The organism is Synechocystis sp. FACHB-383 (genome assembly GCF_014698605.1).
GTDB classification, from domain to species: Bacteria; Cyanobacteriota; Cyanobacteriia; order Cyanobacteriales; family Microcystaceae; genus Synechocystis; species Synechocystis salina.
The window spans coordinates 23765-40376 of sequence record NZ_JACJTJ010000066.1; the positions used below are offsets into that span (position 1 = coordinate 23765).

At 51.3% G+C, this 16612-nt stretch carries 15 protein-coding genes; 9 read left to right on the forward strand and 6 right to left on the reverse strand.

The window, feature by feature from the left end; translation table 11 throughout:
- The first annotated feature begins 407 nt into the window (after positions 1–407).
- On the forward strand, positions 408–1442 hold the full coding sequence (locus H6G45_RS19025; RefSeq protein WP_190599942.1) for a GNAT family N-acetyltransferase: 1035 nt from the start codon (positions 408–410) through the stop codon (positions 1440–1442).
- 676 nt (positions 1443–2118) lie between these two features.
- On the opposite strand, the gene H6G45_RS19030 is transcribed toward H6G45_RS19025, so the two are convergent.
- Complete coding sequence (locus H6G45_RS19030; RefSeq protein ID WP_190599943.1) at positions 2119–2856, reverse strand: ParB N-terminal domain-containing protein; 738 nt, start codon at positions 2854–2856, stop codon at positions 2119–2121.
- On the reverse strand, positions 2849–3445 hold the full coding sequence (locus tag H6G45_RS19035; RefSeq protein ID WP_190599944.1) for a ParA family protein: 597 nt from the start codon (positions 3443–3445) through the stop codon (positions 2849–2851). Before H6G45_RS19035 ends, H6G45_RS19030 begins: the two co-directional genes overlap by 8 nt.
- 1027 nt (positions 3446–4472) lie before the next feature.
- Between H6G45_RS19035 and H6G45_RS19720 the strand changes: the two genes are divergently transcribed.
- The 4 genes from H6G45_RS19720 (at position 4473) to H6G45_RS19055 (ending at position 8354) form a co-directional block, all read left to right on the forward strand.
- On the forward strand, positions 4473–4679 hold the full coding sequence (locus H6G45_RS19720) for a hypothetical protein (protein WP_242018270.1): 207 nt from the start codon (positions 4473–4475) through the stop codon (positions 4677–4679).
- A gap of 754 nt (positions 4680–5433) precedes the next feature.
- Complete coding sequence (locus H6G45_RS19045; RefSeq protein ID WP_190599945.1) at positions 5434–5748, forward strand: hypothetical protein; 315 nt, start codon at positions 5434–5436, stop codon at positions 5746–5748.
- 60 nt (positions 5749–5808) lie between these two features.
- Positions 5809–6405 (forward strand): hypothetical protein, encoded by a 597-nt coding sequence (locus tag H6G45_RS19050; RefSeq protein WP_190599946.1) that lies wholly within the window; start codon positions 5809–5811, stop codon positions 6403–6405.
- Between the two features lie 623 nt (positions 6406–7028).
- The gene (locus H6G45_RS19055; RefSeq protein WP_190599947.1) at positions 7029–8354 is read left to right on the forward strand and encodes an FAD-binding oxidoreductase; all 1326 of its coding nucleotides are present in this window, start codon (positions 7029–7031) and stop codon (positions 8352–8354) included.
- A gap of 72 nt (positions 8355–8426) precedes the next feature.
- Here H6G45_RS19055 and H6G45_RS19060 read toward each other — a convergent pair whose 3' ends face one another.
- The 3 genes from H6G45_RS19060 to H6G45_RS19070 form a co-directional block, all read right to left on the reverse strand.
- Positions 8427–8930, reverse strand: a complete 504-nt coding sequence (locus tag H6G45_RS19060; RefSeq protein ID WP_190599948.1) for a GNAT family N-acetyltransferase — start codon at positions 8928–8930, stop codon at positions 8427–8429.
- The gene (locus H6G45_RS19065; protein WP_228024070.1) at positions 8914–9189 is read right to left on the reverse strand and encodes a DUF1778 domain-containing protein; all 276 of its coding nucleotides are present in this window, start codon (positions 9187–9189) and stop codon (positions 8914–8916) included. Before H6G45_RS19065 ends, H6G45_RS19060 begins: the two co-directional genes overlap by 17 nt.
- Before the next feature lie 102 nt (positions 9190–9291).
- Entirely contained in the window at positions 9292–9912 is a 621-nt protein-coding gene (locus H6G45_RS19070; protein WP_190599956.1) for a recombinase family protein, read from the reverse strand.
- Between the two features lie 236 nt (positions 9913–10148).
- Here H6G45_RS19070 and H6G45_RS19360 point away from each other — a divergent pair, with 236 nt between their 5' ends.
- The 4 genes from H6G45_RS19360 to H6G45_RS19090 all read left to right on the forward strand — a co-directional run bounded on the left by H6G45_RS19360 (position 10149) and on the right by H6G45_RS19090 (position 13415).
- Positions 10149–10442: a hypothetical protein gene (locus H6G45_RS19360; protein ID WP_206754997.1), complete on the forward strand. Its 294-nt coding sequence runs from the start codon at positions 10149–10151 to the stop codon at positions 10440–10442.
- Positions 10443–10650: 208 nt separating this feature from the next.
- Positions 10651–12642: a heavy metal translocating P-type ATPase gene (locus H6G45_RS19080; protein ID WP_190599951.1), complete on the forward strand. Its 1992-nt coding sequence runs from the start codon at positions 10651–10653 to the stop codon at positions 12640–12642.
- A gap of 141 nt (positions 12643–12783) precedes the next feature.
- The gene (locus H6G45_RS19085) at positions 12784–13005 is read left to right on the forward strand and encodes an AbrB/MazE/SpoVT family DNA-binding domain-containing protein (protein ID WP_190599952.1); all 222 of its coding nucleotides are present in this window, start codon (positions 12784–12786) and stop codon (positions 13003–13005) included.
- On the forward strand, positions 13002–13415 hold the full coding sequence (locus tag H6G45_RS19090; protein ID WP_190599953.1) for a putative toxin-antitoxin system toxin component, PIN family: 414 nt from the start codon (positions 13002–13004) through the stop codon (positions 13413–13415). The genes H6G45_RS19085 and H6G45_RS19090 overlap by 4 nt, the downstream gene beginning before the upstream one ends.
- 685 nt (positions 13416–14100) lie before the next feature.
- On the opposite strand, the gene H6G45_RS19095 is transcribed toward H6G45_RS19090, so the two are convergent.
- A complete protein-coding gene (locus H6G45_RS19095; RefSeq protein ID WP_190599954.1) occupies positions 14101–15552 on the reverse strand; it encodes a hypothetical protein in 1452 nt (483 codons plus the stop codon).
- Positions 15553–16612 lie beyond the last annotated feature (1060 nt).

Sequence of the window (16612 nt, forward strand, 5' to 3'; positions counted from 1 at the left end):
ACGGCAATCAGCTTTCCTGGACGGACCAGCCACGCGCGAAGCCCAGGCCGCAGTTTGGCGTCGGGCTGGCGGACTCGTTGGGCGCTATCATAGTTTAGCGGGTGCAACAGGCAAGAGCTGCGGTTGTCCCTGCAAGAATAGTGTAAATGGTAAAGTGTCACCGTAATTGAAGATCACGAGTAGCGGTGCGAGCATGAATAGTGGCATGACGATCAGCATGGTGACGACATCGCCTGGTAGATTGAGCATCGTGCAGGGTCCTCTGATCGCTGGAACAGCGCGCCGGTTGTGTTGTTGTCGCCGGTCTGCTTGTTTCGCGGACGTGAGCGCTGCAAAGAGCGAAGGATCGCGAAACAGCCCGAAAAAGCCCGAACACCGTTGTGGCCACCCAAACTCCTCGATCCGGCATGAATGATTATCTGATCAGACGACTCACGCCCGAAGACGCCCCCGGCGTGGCGGCGCTGGTCCGGCGGGTATGGGGAGAGGATTATTTTCGCCGAGCGCTCTACGATCCCGACGCCCTGCTGCGCGCCAACGCCGACGGGCGCCTGCTGTCCGTCGTCGGTATCGACTCCACCGGTCGCGTCGTTGCACACGATGCCTTGAGCCGCCCGGAGCATGAATCCTGGGCGGAAACCGGCGCGGCCATGGTCGACCCAGAGCACCGGCATCACGGGCTCATGTCAAAGACACGGCCATTCGTCATCCAGGCAGCGCGAGAAGAAGGCCTAAACGGCGTGTTCGGGCATCCAGTGGCCGATCATGTCTTCAGCCAAAACGTCTACGTCGATCTGGGCTTCACCTGTCTGGGGGTCATGGCGGGAGAATTACCGTCTCGATACCTTCGGCATGTGCCGCCCGAATATCGGTCGCGGCACGGCTCCATGCTGCTCTACGCATTGCCGCTGCGCTCCTTCACCCCTCGCCGCATTTTTCCTCCTACGCAACATGCTGATCTGATCCACAGCCTCTATGCGCGCCTGGGCATACCAGTCACCAACAGCGGCAAACCCATGCTGCTGCAATCCAGCGCCCGTGCGATGCGCGCGCGGTACGATGAAGACTTTGACATCCTTGTCATCGACCGGATCGACGCGGCACAGGAGCCCGATGCCTGCCGCGCGGATTTTGAGCAGGCGACGGCCGGGCACGACAACGCCCTGGTCCAGATTCCACTGGACCGGGAAACGTCGCCAGACTGGTGCGCTTGGGTGGAGCATGAAGGCTTCTTTTTCGCCGGCATCACCCCCCGCTTCGACAACGGCCGCGATGTCATCTTCTACATTCGACTGCAAGAAGCCCCGGTACCCGTCATCTACTATGCCGATCCCAAAGCCGAGGACATCATCAAGGCCGTCCTGGCAGACTGCCGCCGAGCGACCGGCGGCGTAATCGAAAGTGTCTTAGTACAACGTGATTCCAGAAGTAGTTCCCACTAGCAAGGGTTCTGCTTCGAAGGCTTAGACTTGGATGAACTGGGGAGAGAAAAGGGAAGAGCTGACCCTGTTTTTCTTTTCCCTCAATTGAGCCTGGCCCCTTTTCTCTGCCTGCGTTGGCGAACGATGCCTAGCCTAGCTGGCGGCTGATGTCTTTGCCACTGGTACCGAGCGAAATTCTTTTTGCCGCGGATGGTGGCGCCTTTGCATTCTTTCCGGCCTTGCCATAGCCTATGTCCATTGATGGTCATGCATGTGCTTGCTGATGGCGTTGAGCCGATGTCCTCGATTGTGGCTTAAGTATTAGCAACGGAAAAATTTTGGTCGTTAAGTCTGAAAGCTTTAACCAGTAATGCTTACAGACATTAAATTTTATAGCTTATCTGAATCTCCACTGTCCCATTTATGACTATAAATGAGACAGTTTCACCGCCTAATTACCCGAAAACCTTGATTTCTCGTTAGACAGACTCGTAAAGCCAAACATCGCAAATGGGACAGTTTAGATAAGCGACCCAAATTTTTCCGTTGCTAATACTAAGCCTAATCGAAACCATTAAGAACATGTGCAACGTAGACAAGCCCACCCGAAGGTGAGCTTCATCCATCTTCTTCTCAACTTCCTGTTGTATTTGACTAACAACAGACTCAAAGCGAAAGTTCCAAAACTGTACCGGAGTTACTCGGGGTCAAGTTTGCGGAGCTCTTCTAAAAGATCGGTAATCTGTTTCGCAACTCCTACCAAGGCTTCAGCACCAGAAGCATCAATCTGACTAGACCACTTTTCCAGGGTGACAATAGCGATCCCTGGAGAAAAGGTAGGTGTACACCTACCTTTTTGAACAGAATCATTTAAAAGCCTCTGAATCCGATCCTCGGAAAGCCCAAAGACCTTAGCCAACTCCCGCTTGAGGGACTTCTGCCCTTTCCTGGGGCGACCCTTGAGAGACTTATAGCCAGCTTCCTCTAACCTCTGGGCTGCCTTCTTAATTTCGGTGGGGGTAAAGTTACGACGCTGGGAATTCTCCTCAATTTCTATTTGCAGGGCTTCTAAGGAGTTTTCGCTGGCCTCGAAGTCAAAAACTTTGACCGGGACTCCTGCGGGGAACAGCTCTTTATAGAGGTTCGGGTCTTCCTCCTCAATCTTCTGCAACGCGGCTCGACGGTGAGCTCCGGCTAGCAAGTGATTCTGGGAGTCAACAGCCAGGGGAGTAATGAGACCGATAAAGGAAATGGACTCCGCTAGGTCATCAACATGCTTTTGCTTAAGGAGACGGGTATCCCCACCGGGACGGTCAAGAATCTGTTCTAGGGCAAGTAATTTGATAGTGGTGGAATCCTCTGCATTGGTAGGAACAAACTCTTCATCTGCTCGCTGGTCAAGCTTACCTAGACTAAGGGTTGATTTTCTAGACATTAAAGTACCTATTCTTGAGCCAAGACCAATAATCAACAAGTTCTGTGGCAGCCTTACCCGTAGGATTCCACTCGGTGACGGAAAGACCTTCAGCGACGGAAGCAGGGAAGTCTGCTCGGCTACGGATGATTGGACCTACAGGATGGTGGCGCTCCAGTCCCGATATCAGGTCTGTCAGTTTGGCACTGGGGTGAGCCTGATTGATGCAGAAGACAGCGGCGGTCTGGGTAACCCTAATAGCAGCAAGGGTCGCCCCCAGGGCATCTAATTCTAACTGTCCAGGGCGAAGCACCACCACACAAAGATCTACCTCGGTAGCAATTTCAATCAGACTAGCTTCTGCACTAGGTTGGGTGTCAACCATTACCCATTCAGACTGACATTTACCCAAAACATTCTTCACTCGGGCCGCCGGGGTAGTTACCACCTGGGGAAGCAGACCCTCACCTCGGCGATCATCCCAGTCAGCACAGCTAGCCTGGGGGTCACTATCGATTATCGTTGCATCACCAGCAAGAACAGCTAAATTCATAGCAAGGGTAGACTTACCGACTCCCCCCTTACGACTAAGCACAGCAATACTTTTCATAGTGCCCCCCTTACATTAGAAGTGAGCTCAATCCAAAACCAGCTGTTGTCAGATTTGTGAGCTCTCCACCCAAAGCCTTCAGGGTACTTATTCTTCTTCGCATACCCCTGCAGAGTCCTCTTAGCCCTAGGCTCCTTAGACTGGGCTAAAAGCTCCACTAACTCAGCTGTAGAAATCCCCTTGGACTGTACCGCTACGGGGGGAAATGTTTGCATTCCCTGCAGATCAAGGTTGTGCAAACTTGCCCTCAAAGACTCTATTTGGCTAGTAAAGCGAATCTCAAGGGCAGCAACGGCAGAATCAACATCATCGACAGTGGCTAGGCCCTCAGAGAGCCCATGGGAAGAGTCCACATAATCACCACTGACAGCTCGGGAAACGAAACGTTGTAGCTCACTACTGGCGGAATTCCCCCGGTCTGCAGCCCATTGCTTAAAGGATTTCCAATCAGAAGCACGAACTCGAAATGTAGCAAGGGTAGTGGTAGATAGCTCACTCATAGGGCATACCCTGTTTTAACTCCTCCCATCATAGCTATAAGACTTACATAAATTATCTAGACAATACCAATATGCTCGAAGAAACAATAGCAGTAGCCCTGGCTTACCTGTTCATGGTCGGACTACTCAATATACCAAGTGGCGAAAAAAGCACGCTAGTAAAGCGAAAATTAAGGGTTACGGTTCAATGCGAAAGGCGGAGCTGGTACAACATTTACTAGCCTCCCCAACGGAAAGACCCCATTTCCTTTGCACCTCCACTACCCGGGCACCTGACTAATTCAGACAAAGATTAACCTGGGCAGGGAGCCCCAGCTGTTAGCACTGGAGGGAAGGCAATCCATTGTAGGCGCGGGTCTCTAACTTTGCCCTATCAGGGCAAGAGTTATGACAACCCCCTCCCCGCAGTAGATAGCAAAAACAGAGAGTAGAGAAAGACACAATTAATTAGTACAATGCTAACTCAAAATTTCGACTACTCTGAGCTATCCCCCGATGTCACTCTTAGACTTAAGGTCATTGTTGTCATGATTAAGGAGCTTGACCTTAACGAGGACTTCAAATTAATCGGAGAGCTACTTGCCGAGGTGTTTCTGAACTATTTGCCCGCAGCTAAACAGAAACCTTGGGTTGAATCGGAACTGCAAGGTTTGATGACTTTTACGGAGGCGATGGCATATTATCTAACCGAGATTCTGGGTGAAGAGGAGCTGATCAATACAGAAAAGCTCTGATTCTCTATGTCGATCTTTGAAGCAGTAAACTGCCCCGTTGTTTGCGACAGTTAACCGAGGAGTCTATGTTCAGGGGCTTGGGGAGACCTCCCCATCCCCTAGCTGGATAGTTTGTTTAACTTCCCACCGGACTTGTGAACCCTCCACGGTAAATCGTCGGGGTAGCGATTCTCCTGGGCGTATTCCTCTCCAGCATCTACTAACTTCCCCGGATTAGGAGTACTGCTCCGGACCTGTTTCTCAGTAGCCCTCCCTCACAGTTAACTTCCTCTGCCCAACAGCAAAAACCATAGCTGGTGAAAAAATTGGTGCAATTTTTAGAGACCCTATTGAGTAGGGCACCCCTGATAGTTCCAGCCCTAGGTGAATAAATCCGCAGAGGGGAGTAGATGATGGATCGACGTGGGTCCCTAAGTCTTCCCCCCTTGTTGTGACAAGGGAAAGGCTAATGACAACCGGGTCGCAGCAGTGGATAGCCAAAACAGAGAGAAGAAAATGGCCTATATCGTGGGTGTGAGTGTGACCATGCCTATTCTTCAAGGTGGTACTTTTTCAACTACTCTTTCCATTAAGAATCTCGGAGTAGTCCCTAGTCCCTTTTGATGACGAATCATCACTGAGCGCCCTGGGCTGCCCCTCCCTTAAACTTGCCATCGTCGATGAGCAATTAGGAAAGCGACTCAAACAAGTCAGCGAAGCCCTTGGCATTGGTGGATACGCCACCATCCTCATCTCCCCGGACGTTCTCCAAGAATTGCGGGCTAAAAGAACCGACAGCCTCGACCGTTGCCAAGACCGGGGACGACACCTTTCTCCTCTACCTTTTCCACAAGAAAGCTCTGGTGTCGGGGACGGCAACTATCTATCTCTGCACTTGACGCTCCCCAAAGACCTCCAGTCCCTTGATGCAACGGTGCGACTCTTGCCCCATGCCGGCGCTACCCGTCACCTGCTTACGACACTGAAAAGTCAGGAAAGAACAACCCTGACGTACCTAGCTAGGAAGCTCTCAGGGCTACTCCCACTACCCCGCACTCCCTCTACCTGTCGCAGACCTCCTCAAACCTAGCAAATGGATAGGTCTGCTACGCCCTCCCTTCTGCCCTTCAATCATTCAGGAGAAATACCCGTGTTCATTGATCTTGAGCCCACTTTCCATCTCCGTAATTACCCCCTCTACGATTCTTCCTATGACACGCTAAAGATTACCCGTATTGAATCCCCCATTAAGTTAACGACCGAAGATGACGATTTCACCCCCAGAGTGGCGGGCTATCTCCGCGCGTATCGCTTTGACCTTCGTTTTGACCATGATCAACTGCTAGCATGCGCTGACATGCTGAGTCATAACCTTAATAATATCGCAGAGTACTTTCTAACTGAGGTTGGAGAGGTTTCCACTTTCCTCGAAGAGGCGGTGCTTTCTGCTGACCACATCCTTTACGTAGAGGAGTTTTACGTAGACCCCCAATACCGGGGGAAGAATATTGGTATCAAATCCTTAGCGCTCTTTTTCGAGGCGTTTGGACAGGGGGCGATTGTTGCCGGTTGTCCCTTTCCTGCTGGGGAATATGGCCCTGAGAAGACTAGTCATCTACAGATGCAACTCATCCGTTACTGGTCCAAACTTGGTTTGGTCTACTACGGTGCAGAGCGTAATATCCTCTGGAAGGAGAATTGGCAGATGCCCCAATGGCTGCAGGACTGCTTGTGGCAGGAAATATAGGGCTTAGTCCCAAGCATTCTCCTTAATCACGGGGTTGCTGCTCCGGTCCTCTGATTCATTCTCCCCACAGGGGAAGGGTGGAGAGTTAGTTCCGAAAGGGCTACGCTCTCTGCCTAGCTTGTAACTAGTTCTTTGCCCAGAGGTGGTTCTCTCTCCTAGCCCCGAGGGCAGACTCGCGAATTATCAGTCCGCCCCAGGGGTGAGTCATGACTGGCTTTATTCCCAGGGGGAGTAGATGCTTGGCTACCTTGGGTCAGTTTCTATCAAACTGACCCAAAACACGCCCCATTCTCTGTTTATACTAGTGGAAGGAGCTTCGGAGAAGCTCTAGACCTGGTTCTCATAGGAATTAGCAACGGACTGAACATCAGGCTGTAGAGAGAGTCCGGCGTGTCCATCTAACTCTTTCGGAAGGTACTGTCACTGGTGCTGGCTTTGAGGAAAGGAAACTAGGGAGCCAGTGGGGTGGAAGCCTATAAACCGAAGAGAAATGTCTCAAGGGCATCAAACTAAGGTCGGGGGATGAACAAGTGCTGCCCCACTCAGTTCTTGATTCACGCCATAGAAGTTGAAATAAGCGACTTCCTGACGGAAGCTACTTGTTGTGTCCCCCCTAAGGACTTATGGATTTGCCCCAGTTAACTGCAGGTACCGATAAGTACGAGTCTAGTCTAAGTAGCTTGATTAATGGGACTGCTGCAGCTCAACAGCCTGAGCTAATAATTCAGCCTACTTCACCCTCAGAAGTACAGGAGGCAGTTAGATACGCCGCTAGTCGCAATATGCCCATCAGTGTTCGTAGTGGTGGTCATAGTCCTTTCTGTGCTGCTAACGGTAGTCTAATGCTTGATCTCGCTCCTGGGTTCAACAAGGTTACAGTAGAAAACCACAAAGTGAGAGTCCAAGCAGGGGCGACGATGGGTCAAGTACTAGCAGCCTTAGCTCCCTATGACTGCATGATTCCAGTGGGTACCTATGGCACGCCGGGATTTGGTCTACTCACTATGGGAGGAGTGGGACATCTCAGCCGTAGCCTTGGCTTAACCATCGATGCCATTGAAGAGCTAAAGGGTGTCAAACCTGATGGTCAACCCTTCACCATCTCTGCTGGTAGTGGGGACAACCAACTGTGGACGTTGCTAAGGGGAGCTGCCATCTTCCTAGCGGTCATTACAGAGGCTACCCTACGAACTTTTCCTCGACAACGGTTACAAGTACAGCGTCACATTGCCGAGCTGGGGCAGCTAGAAGAACTACTGACCATAGCTGAAAGCTTACCCTGGGGTGCATCCTGTTCCTTTATCCTCGGCTACCCCCCTGACAACCCAAAGCCCGTTGCGATGACCTACGCAGTGGCGCCGGTGGAAGATACTCTGGCCACTGACCGTCTTAGTCAGCTACCTAGTAGCTGGGGAAACGAGGCAGAAGGACTAGAAGCATTACCCCCCTTTGCGTTACCCTTCCAGGACGGTAGTCATCCCATAGCCCCAATAACCTTACCCCCTCGCCAACATCGACTCCGCACTTGGGTCTACTCTCTTTCCCTGCCTGCGGGATGTGGTCACGCCCTAGTTGAGATACTACAGCAGGCGATCTCCCAACCTCCCAATAGTATGTGTCAAATAGACCTCCAGCATGTCGGTGGGGTTGTTAACGACGTACCTGCACTATCAACGGCTTACACGGGGCGAAATGCTGAGTGGTCGATTGTCATCACCGGGGTATGGAATCCCCATGAGCCTCAAGGAGCAAAGCATTGTCGAGCTTGGGCTGACAAAGTACTTGAAGCGTTGCTACCCCTAGCGAACCACTATTACGTCGTGCAGAGGCATCCCGCCACCCTAATCTATGAACAGGAACTACGGCTAGCCTACGGACCCCTGCTACAGCCATTGAAGTTAAGGAAGCAACAGTGGGACCCCCAGGGACTGCTACCACAGCTCGCTTAACTTCAATGGCGCAGGGTTTCAATCACTACTGGGTCGAATTCCCCGCATCAGGGTGCATTCGCCCCCTGATGACTAAATAAGTCCTTCAACGGACTGTAAGGGCAGATATAGCTTCATTGGCTCCTGCTGAAAGGGTATAAAGCCATACTTAAGATAAAAACTCCTAGCTGGTTGATTTAAAGCCTCTACAATGACCGCAAGGGATGCAATCTCTCTTGAAGTCTCTAGTGTTTTCTTTAAGGCATCAACCAACAATAACTCCCCCAACCCTTGCCCCTTATGGGCGCTGTCCACGGCTAAACGTCCTAACAGTGTTGCTGGCAATTGAGGATAACGGGGTAGGCGCTTGCCTAGGTTTTCCTGCAATGCAGTAACGCTTACCGTGTAGGCAGAAAGAGTGTAGTATCCCAGCACCTCCACGTTGGGGGAGTCTATCAAAACAAAGACTGCCGCCATCCGCTTCTTTAGGTCTTGTGAAGCTTGCCGCTGTATGTAGTTGTCTAAAGCTGCTTCTCCACAGCAAAAGCTTGAACGCACGTGAGTAGCACGATTAAAGGGTTCAATTACTAATGCCATGGGGCAACATCTTCTCTTTGTAATGTGAAGCTGCCAACTTTAAGGCATTATTAGGCTCTGGTGGATCCAGTAAAGCGTCTACAAAGACTACGCTCTCTTCAAGGGTTAACTGGAGGATTTGGTGGCGCTCAATTACCTTACAGGCTGCAGCTTGGGCACTGCTAACGACAAAATCCGTTAGTGTACGCCCTTCTAGATCTGCTGCTTTCTGCATCAACGCTTTTGTCTCTGGGTTAATACGGGCTTCTAACCTCGCCATAGACTGTGACTTCGGTGTTGGGGTCATGGGGATTTGAGCAAGATACTAGCTACAAGTCAAAGCTATACGGCAATTTGCCGCATGTCAAGGCGATGGATAGAATTACCGGTGACCTCCTTCCAATAGTCTTTCGCCAGCTGGCTTGAGGGTGCCGTCACCGTTAACGTAGCTGTAGAGGGTAGCGGTGGTAATTCCCAACCTAGCGGCCACATCCTTGGCACAGGCTTTCGGGTCAGCCATGGCATTCATCGCCATAGTCAGGGTTGTTTTGTCCATCTTGCGGGGTCGCCCTCCCAACCTACCCCTTGCCCGTGCAGCTTGCAGTCCTGCCTTGGTGCGTTCCGCTATCAGTTCCCGTTCATATTCTGCCAGTGCTGCAAAGACGGCAAAGAAGAGTCTTCCGTTGGCGGTGCTGGTGTCGATCTCTGCTCCTGCTCCCGCTAGCACCTTAAAGCCAATATTCTGGTTGCGGAGATTATCAACAATGGTGATCAAGTGCTTAAGGTCACGCCCCAGTCGGTCTAGCTTCCACACCACCAGGGTGTTGCCCGGTTGTAGGGCCTTCAGGCAAGCATCTAGTCCCGGGCGAGTTGAGGTCTTACCGGAGACAAGGTCCCTGTAGATGCGACCCTCTTCTACCCCCGCTTCCCGTAGGGCGTCCACCTGCAAGTCCACCACCTGGGAGCCATCTGACTTTGATACCCGCACATAACCAATGAGCACACTGCCTCCCTCCATAGCGCTAAAAAAGATAGGTTAAGGGAATGAATCTAGCTTTGTTTTCTAGACGAGTTGTTTGACTCTATACCCATGGTCAGCGACACCAACCGTAAGAGCAAGGAAAACGGTCGTTTTCTTTGCTCTCTATCTTCGACCCAGAGTTGCAGTTAATGTGGGCTTGACCATTTATCTTGTTGTTTGCACCGCTCACCATTCTTTACTCGAGCCCCGTTGAGGATATGACCTTCCTGGCGTTCTTAGTTCCCATCTTCACGTTCTACGCGCTTCTGCTCATCTCCCTTGCTGCGGGTCTTGCTGCCTTTGTTGGGGCGTTTATTAGTCGCCGCCGCCACCGCTGGGTGTTGGTTGCTGGCTTATCTGCTGTCTTGCTTGGAAGTTTGGTCAATTATTATTACCGCGGTGTTCTATGGGGAGCTGCAAGTTGGTTTACGGCTGTGGGACTAGCACCGATCGCCTTAGGTAGTATGGGTTTGGTCCGCTGGCTTCTGCTGAAACCAGAGTGGGGCCAGTAGACTTAATTAATAAACTGGGCAGGTAAGTGGCAGTCAGATACCACACGTAGCAACTCAGCTAGGGATTAATCCACAAACCTTCTATTTCTTTTACACCGGAACCACTACGTACTCTTGGGGGTTAGAAACTATAACCTTACTCTTACCTCTAGATAACGTTGCTAGGTGTCCAAGGCCTCTTTAGTGCTTAATTCGTCCCCCTTTTCTAATGGCAGACTCCCCCGATACTTGCGGTCATAATTCTACTAAGCACTGTGACGTAGATAGCTCCACTGTTCATCACTCTGCCGTAGCCTCGGACTGCGGTTGTGGGTCTGGGCACGGACACGATACCAGTGATTTTAACCTCCTGCAAGATTTAAGCCCGATTGCTGTCGCCGCTATCCTTTTCCTCACCGGTCTGGTTTTTAATGAACAGCTACGGAATACACCTTTCTCCATTGCAGAATATGCGGTACTGCTCCCGGCTTATCTCATCAGTGGCTGGAGTGTCTTGACCACAGCGGGGCGTAACATACTGCGGGGACATATCTTTGATGAAAACTTCCTGATGACCATTGCCACCCTAGGGGCGATCGCCATCCAGGAAATGCCTGAAGCTGTGGCGGTGATGCTGTTCTTCCAGGTGGGAGAACTGTTTCAAGGCTACTCTGTAGGGCGATCTCGCCGCTCCATTAAGGCCCTACTGGAGATAAGACCTGACAAGGCGAACCTCCGCATCGACGGTGACATTCGTGTTGTTGCCCCCGAGACTGTGAATGTGGGGGATGTAATTGTCATACGCCCCGGTGAAAAGGTACCTCTGGATGGGGAGATTTTAGAAGGTCAATCCCTGGTAGATACCTCCGCCTTAACCGGGGAATCTGTTCCTCGCACCGTTGCCCCTGGGGGAACTGTGCTGGCTGGCATGATTAACCAGTCTGGGTTGTTAACGGTAAGGGTAAGTAAACCCTTTGCCGATTCCTCGGTCGCCAAAATACTAGAGCTGGTGGAAAACGCCAGCAGTAAAAAAGCCGACACGGAAAAGTTTATTACCCGCTTTGCCCGCTACTACACCCCTGTGGTGGTATTTCTATCCCTAGCCGTGGCGATACTGCCACCGTTACTTCTGGAGGGGGCAACCCAGGCTCAATGGACTTATCGTGCTTTGGTGTTGCTGGTAATCTCCTGCCCCTGCGGTTTAGTGATTAGTATCCCCCTGGGCTACTTTGGCGGGGTCGGCGGGGCGGCTAAGCGGGGTATTCTAGTTAAAGGTTCAACTTACCTGGATACCCTAGCCCAGGTCAAAACCGTTGTGTTTGATAAAACCGGCACCCTCACTAAGGGTAACTTCCGGGTCACGGACGTGCTTCCCCACAATGGTTTAAGCCAACTTCAACTTCTGGAGCTTGCTGGTCAGGTAGAGTCCCAGTCTAACCACCCCGTAGCCCAGTCTATTCGTCAAGCTTACGGACAGACCCTACACACCTCTGAGGTGCAAGACTACGAAGAAATCCCCGGTCATGGTATCCGTGCCAAGGTTAACGGTAGCGTTGTTTTAGCAGGCAATGATCGGCTATTGCATCGTGAAGCCATTGCCCACGATGTCTGTGTGGTAGACGGCACCGTGGTTCATCTAGCTGTAGAGGGTAAATACAGTGGACGCATTATCATTGCCGACGAGCTTAAAGAGGATGCTAAGGAGGCTATCCAGGGGCTCCATGCCCAGGGTATTATCACTGCCATGCTAACCGGCGATAGTCAGTCGGTAGCTGACAATATTGCCAAAGAGCTAGGTCTAGACCAGTATCGGGCGGAGTTACTACCGGAAGACAAGGTAGAGGCTTTAGAAGCATTCTTGCACTCTGCTGGTGGGGGTAAAGTGGCCTTTGTCGGTGACGGTATTAACGATGCCCCAGTTATTGCCCGGGCTGATGTAGGTATCGCTATGGGAGGATTAGGCTCCGATGCGGCGATCGAGACAGCGGACGTGGTGATCATGACCGATGCACCTTCCAAGGTTGCTGAAGCTATTTATATTGCCCACAAAACTCGGCGCATTGTCTGGCAGAATATCGGCTTTGCTATGGCCCTTAAAGCCATGTTTATTGCTCTGGGTGCCATTGGTTTAGCGACCCTTTGGGAGGCTGTGTTTGCTGATGTAGGGGTAGCTCTGTTGGCTATCCTTAATGCTGGGCGTATTATCCGCAATCCAAGGTAGGGTGAAATTGTCATTATAAGATCATAGGAAGCAGCAAAGTCCTCCTCCCACTATGAAAACTACCGATAGAGCCACGCGCGTATTCCTCTAGCTATACTAAGTAAGGATTCCTTACTTCCTTTATTCGTCTTGGAGCTTCTAATGCTTGCTAAGTTGACATCTAAGAATCAGCTAACTTTACCTAAGTCTGTTACCCAGCAGATTGGCTCAGCAGAATACTTTGAAGTCACGGTGCAGAGTGGACAAATTATTCTTACCCCTGTCCGAATCCAACGAGCGGATGCTGTCAGGGCTAAGCTAGCGGCTCTGAACATAACAGAAGAGGATATTACCAATGCTGTGGACTGGGCGCGTCAGTCATGAAGACAGCTCCACGGGTTGTGATTGACACTAACCTTTTGGTCTCAGCTCTCATCTTTGGTGGTGCCCCAGGCAAATTACGTAATAAATGGCAGGCTGGGGACTGTATCCCTTTGATATCAAAGGTAACGGTTAAAGAACTAATGCGGGTGCTTACCTACCCCAAGTTCAGGCTCAATGCAGCTGAACAAGAGGAATTGTTAGCTGACTATCTACCCTTTTGCGAAACAGTGGAGATACCCAACCCTCCACCGGCAACTCCCCCATGTCGAGACCCCTTTGATGTACCCTTTTTGGTCTTGGCATTGGTTGGGCGGGCTGATTACCTGATCACAGGGGACAAAGACCTACTGGAACTGGAGGAGCCCTTCCCCTGTCCGATTGTTGCGTTAGAGCAGTTTTTGTTTAAATGAAGGGGTCTGAGTGGCTGCTAAACTCTCTTGCGCTGTTGAGGGCAACCTCCGTAAACAAGCTGGGCTAGTTTTAAGAAGTGCAGGGAGAGTAAAGACAATAAGTGGGGACCTTCTACTCCTAACCAAAGGCTTCCCGCAACCCGGAGAATCAGGCGTAGTCGGAAGTGATGATGTGGCTGTACGGACCCACGGGGGTATCGACGGCGATTACTGGGAGGCTGATAGAGTCATAGTGGGGATGCGGGAGCTCTAGATAAGTTGGCTTCCATGGGGTCGTTTTTTGAGTGCGTTCCCTCTTTTTAACTCGGCACTACCATTGTCGGTTTTCACTCCCACTCTTCTACCGTTGGGGTACTATCACAACTACTTCTCAGCTCTCCTCTCTGTCGGTCTGCCCCGCAATATCCTCTTCTCTGATGCTGTTCTGGCTACGGTAGCTCTAGGCGTCACTATTATTGGGCAGAGTGACGCCTAGAGCTACCGTAGTTGGGGTTCGCGTGGAATACCCGAGGCTAAGGGGGAGGTGCTGTAATTGAGTGCAATGCTAATGCTCCCCTGGGTTGGCGCAGGGCGAGACTAATTCTGGGCGAGGTCGGCTTTCTGCTCTTCTGCTCTGTCGATGCGGCGGGGGTGCCTCTGGAGAGTTGGAGAACTCGAGAAGGACGGCACCATTCGGGAGCTTAATTCAGCCGGTGTCTACAAAGGTCAGTGTGCGGCGGGAGAGCTGAGCTACGAGGGCCCGCGCACATGGGCTACAGGCCTCGTAGGCGTCGCGGGCTCTCGCCAACTGCACTGCGAGCGCGGACGCCCCCTCTCCGGCCCGCCACCTGGTCGGGGGCTGCAGGAGCCCGCGGGCCGCGAGGATCTCTCGCAGCCGGTCCCACACAGTTATTGTGGGGGGGTGTGGGGATGCGGAGCGGATCGAGGGGGAATGCTTTAGCGGAGGGGTGTTGGGAGACTTGTCGGAGACCCATTTAGGGTGCCAGAGCGCCTTATAGCGCGGCTTCCATAAGGTACTTTTCGAGATGCCCGCTAGATCTACTAATACTGTTTCCCTCGCTTTTACTCCATTGGGAAGTTCCCCCTCTGCTCTGAGTTTTGCCATGGCGCCTATAAGTCTTTCCGTGGCGGCTTGTTGTCGTTCATCGTTGCTGGGGCCAGCGGGCTTAGTCTGTTTCTTTGGTTCGTAAGCGTAATACTTTCCCTCTGCACAGCGTCCCCAACGACTAGCCCAGGCTTTTATTTCGCCTTGATGCCTGCAATGCTTTGAATAGCCAGGCGTGTTAGTCGCCGTCTTGACAATGTAATCAACTAAATCATCCCCGGTGAGGCGTTCAAACACAACACCATAGCGGGCAATGACTCCTAATCGAGTATTGCTGTCGTGGGGTTCCCAGGGCTGGGCAATGATCGCCAAGTCTGACTTCCTCCACTCACTTGCCACCCGGCTCCGGGGTGCGAATCCGTTCGGTTTAGCAAAGGGGCTGTAGTTAGCCCTGGCTTCTGCACAGGACTCCAACAGCAAGTCAATATCACAGGTATCTGCTGATTGTTCAAGTTGATCAAGGAAAACTTTGATGCTCTGGCTGTAGGGAGCTAGATCACCATCCAGCAGAGCAGAGCCTGACTGGGGCTGTAGGGGCAACCTAACCCTGTTGTATTTCGTTATTTCCCCCTTGGTCCAGCCCTTCCGGTTAGGGAATATTTCGCAGTGTCCAGGACGAACATTAACGCCATACTGGGCTAAGACTTCCATTAGTGCACAGGACAAGGCAAAGGTGGGGATAGCATTGGGTAACCCGAACCACACGTGCCAGCCCCCACTATGGCTTGATTGGATTAAAACCTGCTCCCCAATGCCAATAGATTCCAGGGCTTCACATATTGTTTGTAGGTCGGACTCATTGTAATATTGCCCGCCGGCATCAATGTCTATGGCTGCTACTCTGGTTTTTTTTCCAAAGCCCAAACCGATCGCCGTGTTTGGGTCTTTCCATAGCTCCCAAATCCTTGTGGGGCTGATGCGGTGCCTTCGGGTCTTCCACTCTTCCCCGCTATTGTCAATGGCGTAGCTCCCAAAGTTAAACCACCTAGTGAACCTTTCTCCTAAGGCGTCTAGTTTAATAGGTTTCTCCACTTGTTTGAGCTGGCCTTTGTTCCTGGCCTTGATAGGCACGGCAACGTAACCAAACTCGTCACTCATCACTCGAAAACCTTGTCTAACACAAACCAGACGTGCTTCTTTCCCGGCCCACTTTCTGATGGGTGCGTATTTCAAATTCCCATTTATTTTGACTATAAGCAGTTCTTTGGTACTGCAGCTTTTAGTCTTGGGTTTTTTCCGAGCACCTAAAATTGACTTTGTTAAGCCCATGTCCACCCCCTGCTAATGGATGGCCCTTGAGCGGAATCTTCCGGGAAAAGTAGGAATATGTGTTTACCGCTGGCTGATGTAACCTGTGTGCGTGTAACCCCCACAGGTAGACAGGTTGGATGGGATATAATGGTGGGGAACCCACCGTCTTGGGTTAAAGTCCTTTGACTCATCCCATTGCGGATAGTCCGGACAGTTGCTAAAAAGTCCATAGTGAGGCCTCCTCCCCTTTGGGTGGATTAGCCTTCCCTTCTGATTTGTTAACCCCCTGCTTGCTCTCTCTCCTACCAAAGTTCGAGGCTCGCTGGGGGTTTCCCTTTTTAATGTGCTTCAAGCTGTTTGCCTATCCTCTTGGTCGAGTTTCTCCCTGATAGCATTCAAAATGTATTTGCTCCGACTGATGCCCTGAGCCTTTGCTACCCTGTCCACTTCCTTTCGCAGCTGTTTGCCGTCATAGATAACAAGGTGTCGATATCCATCCGTCATCATGTAAGTCCCTGCGTATAAAACACCCAATATTAAGATAATAACTTAGGCCTCAAACTAATGGAAGAATTTTTCGGAATCTAGCGGGCCTATGATCGCCTAACAATGCTGTAATCCCCTTAGCTATAGGGCTTGGGATGTGAGAAGAATGTTTTTAGCTCAGCTTAAACAGTTACTGCCGTAATCGTTCTGAGCTGCTCGAGCAGAAAAATTAATTAGTAATATACGGCGGATTCCGCATCTAGCTGGCACAGTAACAACAATGAGTAAAATAGTTCTGTCTAGTTGTAGCAGAATTCAGCATAACACCAATTTCTGCTAACTTTTCAACAGATTC